At 73.5% G+C, this 4,077-nt stretch carries 4 protein-coding genes; all 4 read right to left on the reverse strand.

Annotated elements, in window-relative coordinates:
- The coding region (secD, locus tag NWP10_RS10825) for a protein translocase subunit SecD (RefSeq protein WP_258300909.1) at window positions 1-1,636 on the reverse strand (1,636 nt) is incomplete at its 3' end.
- 73 nt (window positions 1,637-1,709) lie between these two features.
- Window positions 1,710-2,174 carry a preprotein translocase subunit YajC gene (yajC, locus tag NWP10_RS10830; protein ID WP_258300910.1) on the reverse strand — a complete coding sequence of 155 codons (465 nt, stop codon included), beginning with the start codon at window positions 2,172-2,174 and terminating at the stop codon, window positions 1,710-1,712.
- 60 nt (window positions 2,175-2,234) lie between these two features.
- Complete coding sequence (ruvB, locus tag NWP10_RS10835) at window positions 2,235-3,257, reverse strand: Holliday junction branch migration DNA helicase RuvB (RefSeq protein WP_258300911.1); 1,023 nt, start codon at window positions 3,255-3,257, stop codon at window positions 2,235-2,237.
- Window positions 3,254-3,895, reverse strand: a complete 642-nt coding sequence (ruvA, locus tag NWP10_RS10840) for a Holliday junction branch migration protein RuvA (RefSeq protein ID WP_258300912.1) — start codon at window positions 3,893-3,895, stop codon at window positions 3,254-3,256. The genes ruvB and ruvA overlap by 4 nt, the downstream gene beginning before the upstream one ends.
- Between the last annotated feature and the right edge of the window lie 182 nt (window positions 3,896-4,077).

The following is a 4,077-nucleotide window of genomic DNA, read 5'->3' on the forward strand; positions in this document are numbered from 1 at the left end:
CGGTGGACCCGGTGCGGCGCGCGCCGCCCGGCTCGCGGAGCCGACCGGCGCCCTGGTAGAGCGCCTGGCGGCCGAGCAGGGACGGGTCGAGCCCGGACATCCGGTGGCCCCCGCCCACGAACCGGGTCTGCGCCAGCAGCACCATGATCGGGTGGGTGAACATGAACACCACGATCAGGTCGGCGATCGCGGTGAGGCCGAGCGTGAACGCGAAGCCGCGCACGTTGCCCACGGCCACGAAGTACAGCACGACGGCGGCCAGCAGGTTCACGGCCTTGGACGCGGTGATCGTGCGCTTGGCGCGCTTCCAGCCCTCGTGGACGGCCATCGGCACGCTGTGGCCGGCGCGCAGCTCGTCCTTGATGCGCTCGAAGTAGACGATGAACGAGTCCGCCGTCAGGCCGATCGCCACGATCAGGCCGGCGATGCCCGCCAGGGACAGGCGGTAGTTGTCCGTCCAGCCGAGGATCGCGATGGCCAGGTAGGTCAGGATGCCCGCCACCACGATCGAGGCGAACGTCAGCAGGCCCAGCGCCCGGTACTGGAAGAACTGGTACACGGCCACCAGCGCGAGGCCGATGAGCCCGGCGATCAGGCCCCAGAAGAGCTGGTCCTGGCCGAGGGTGGCGGAGATCTGCTGCTCCGACTCGATGGAGAAGGAGATCGGCAGCGAGCCGTAGTTGAGCTGCTCGGCGAGCTGCGCCGTCGTCTCCTCGTTCAGCGTGGGCCCGCTGATCTGGGCGCTGCCGGCGGTGATCACCGCGTTGGACTGCGGGGCCGAGATGACGTCCCCGTCCAGGAGGATCGCGAACTGCTTGCGCGGGTCGCCGTCCGGGTACGGGGTGAGCTTCTGGGTGACCTCGGAGAAGGTCTTGGCGCCCTCGTCGTCGAAGTCGATGTTGACGACCCACTGGTTGGTGGACACGCCGCCCTGCGCCTGGGCCAGGCCGTTCGTGGCGCCCTCGATCTGGGTGCCGGGGATGACCACGGGGCCCAGGATGTACTTGCGGGCCGGGGTCTGGACGCCCTCGCCGAGGTCGGCGGGCGGCTCGCAGGCCACGATCGCCTGGTCGGACGGCGGCGGCGGGGCGGCCGGGTCGCGCGGGGCCGCGCAGTCGAGGGCCTGGTACTGGGTCAGCAGCGCCGGCGTCACCCAGTTGGGGTCGTAGGCGTCTACGGGCTCGCCCTCGGGCTGCGGCAGCTGGTCCTCCGGCAGGCGCTGGTCCTCCGGGGTGGCCTCGCCGGCCCCGGACTGCAGGACGGGGCGGAACTGCATGTCCGCCGAGGCCTGGATCAGGCGGCGGGTCTCCTCGTCCGGGACGCCGGGCAGGGAGACGACGACGTTCTCCGCGCCCTGGGTGGCGACCTCGGCCTCGGCCACGCCGGAGCCGTCCACGCGCTGGCGGATGATCTCCACCGCCTGGTCGAGCTGCTCGGACGTGACGGACTCGCCCGTCGCGGTCTCGGGGGCCAGGACCATCTGGGTGCCGCCCTCCAGGTCCAGCGCCAGCTTGGGCGCCCACGAGGCCGCGCCCGAGGCGACGCCCCAGCCGAGGAACGCGGTCAGGGCCACGGTGAGGGCGGCCAGCCAGGCCAGGGTGCGCCGGGCCGAGCCGGTGGGTGTTCTCTTCGCCATGGGTCAGGTGCTTCCGTCACATCCGAGCGGCCCCGCCAGGCGGGGCCGCGTGTGCAAGGGGGGTGGGTGGTGCTCAGGCCAGGTCGCCGCGGCGGTCCCGCGGGTCGACGGCGTCGTCGGCGCGGGGCTCGACGACGGGCTGCTGGTCTCCGTACTCGGCGCCGGGGGCGGCGTCGAGGCGGGCCGCGTCCTCGGCCGGGGTCGCCGCAGCGGCCGCGGTGGGCTCGACGACGTTGGTGACGCCCTGCAGGTGCACGTCCATGCGGGTGCCCGGCGCGGTCTCGATGGTCACGCGCTGGTTCTCGGCGTCCACGGACACCACGGTGCCGAAGATGCCCGCGCCGGTCATGACCTCCACGCCGGGGGCGAGGGTGCTGCGCATCTCCGCCTGCTGCTGCTGCAGCTTCTTGCCCTTGCGGAAGGACAGGAAGAGCATGACGGCGAGCAGGGCGAAGGCGATCAGCATCAGCATGCTGCCGCCGCCTCCCTGGGCCTGCTGGGCGATCACGGGAAGGGTCGCTGCGGTGGCGACGGGCATGGGGTGCTCCTGGTGCTCGGGGTCGACGGGCCAGTCCAGTGTAGGGGCCGACCCTGGATGTCAGGCCCCGGGACCCGCCTCCGGCGAGGCGAGGCCCAGATGGTCCCACGCCCCGGGCAGGGCGATGCGGCCGCGCGGGGTGCGGGCCACCATGCCCTCGCGGATCAGGAAGGGCTCCGCGACCGTCTCCACGGTCTCGGCCTCCTCCCCCACCGCGGTGGCCAGCGTGGTCAGCCCCACGGGGCCCCCGCCGAAGGTGGTGCACAGCGCGGTGAGCACGGAGCGGTCCAGCCGGTCCAGGCCGCGCGCGTCGACGTCGTACATGTCCAGGGCGGCCGCCGCGTGGTCGGCCTCGACCTGCTCCACGCCCTTGACCAGCGCCCAGTCGCGCACGCGCCGCAGGAGCCGGTTGGCGATGCGCGGCGTGCCGCGCGAGCGAGTGGCGATCTGCCGATAGCCGTCCGAGGCCAGGCGCACGTCCAGCAGCAGCGCCGAGCGGCGCAGCACCCGCTCGAGCTCCTCCTCGGCGTAGAAGTCCAGGTGCCCGGTGAAGCCGAAGCGGTCGCGCAGCGGCCCCGGCAGGAGCCCGGCGCGGGTGGTGGCGCCCACGAGGGTGAACGGCGGCAGCTCGAGCGGGATGGAGGTCGCGCCGGCGCCCTTGCCCACCACGATGTCCACCCGGAAGTCCTCCATGGCCATGTAGAGCATCTCCTCGGCCGGCCGGGACATGCGGTGGATCTCGTCGAGGAAGAGCACCTCCCCCTCGGTGAGGGAGGAGAGGATCGCGGCGAGGTCGCCCGCGTGCTGGATGGCCGGGCCGGAGGACAGGCGCAGGGGCGCGTTCATCTCCGCGGCCACGATCATGGCCAGGGTGGTCTTGCCGAGCCCCGGCGGGCCGGAGAGCAGGACGTGGTCGGCGGCGCGGTCCCGCAGGCGCGCGGAGGCGAGCATGAGGTCCAGCTGCTCGCGCACCCGCCGCTGGCCGACGAACTCGTCCAGGTGCTTCGGCCGCAGGGCGGCCTCGAGGCGGCGCTCCTCCGGGTCCGCCGCGAGGCCGGACAGCGGGGACGGCTCCGCGCTCATCGTCCGCCCCGCACCGTGCCGGCCGTGCCGACGTCGCGCAGCGTGGCCCGCAGCAGCGCGGCGACGTCGCGGGCCTCGTCCAGCTCGGGCCGGGCGGCCACGGTGGCCTCGACCGCCTTGAGCGCCTCCTTCTCGGACCAGCCGAGGCCGGTCATGGCCTGCACGACGTCGGCGTGCCAGGCCGCCTCGGGGGTCTCGGGGGCGGCGGACTCCTCCGGGGCGGGGACCTGCTCGCCCGTGGGGGCGAGCCGGCCGGAGAGCTCCACGATGATCTTGCGGGCGAGCTTCGGGCCGACGCCCGGCACGCGGGTGAGCGCCTTCTCGTCCTCCTCGGTCACCGCGCGGCGCACGGCCTCGGGGTGGTGGACGGACAGGACGGCCAGCGCGAGGCGGGGGCCCACGCCGTTGGCGGTGATGAGCACCTCGAACACCTCGCGCTCGTGGCGGTCGGCGAAGCCGAACAGGGTGAGCGCGTCCTCCTTGACCACCAGGTGGGTCTGCACGCTGCCCGTGCGCCCCTCGTGGAGGGTGGCGAGCGTCTGGGGCGTGGCGGAGAACTGCACGCCGAAGCCGCCGACCGCGATCACGGCCCGGTCGAGGGCCACGTGCTCCACGGTGCCGCTGAGCGAGGCGATCATGAGGGGCCCTCCTGGGTCGGACGCGCGGGCGCCGGTCGGCGCGCATTCGAACATATCATCGAACGCGCCCACCCCGCTGTCGTGTGGGAAAAGGGAGGCTCTACCACCGCGTTCGTGTGGGTGGACGGGAGGCTGAAGGCTCCCGTCTCCCACACGAAAAGGCTGTCTCTTATACACATTCT

Origin of the sequence: Micrococcus sp. HG099 (genome assembly GCF_024723355.1) — a bacterium.
Classification (GTDB): domain Bacteria; phylum Actinomycetota; class Actinomycetes; order Actinomycetales; family Micrococcaceae; genus Micrococcus; species Micrococcus endophyticus.

What these genes read in the sequence shown, in the direction of transcription:
- yajC (WP_258300910.1), bottom strand. Translation starts at nt 2,174, where the DNA reads ATGCCCGTCGCCACCGCAGCGACCCTTCCCGTGATCGCCCAGCAGGCC.
- ruvA (WP_258300912.1), bottom strand. Translation starts at nt 3,895, where the DNA reads ATGATCGCCTCGCTCAGCGGCACCGTGGAGCACGTGGCCCTCGACCGG.
- ruvB (WP_258300911.1), bottom strand. Translation starts at nt 3,257, where the DNA reads ATGAGCGCGGAGCCGTCCCCGCTGTCCGGCCTCGCGGCGGACCCGGAG.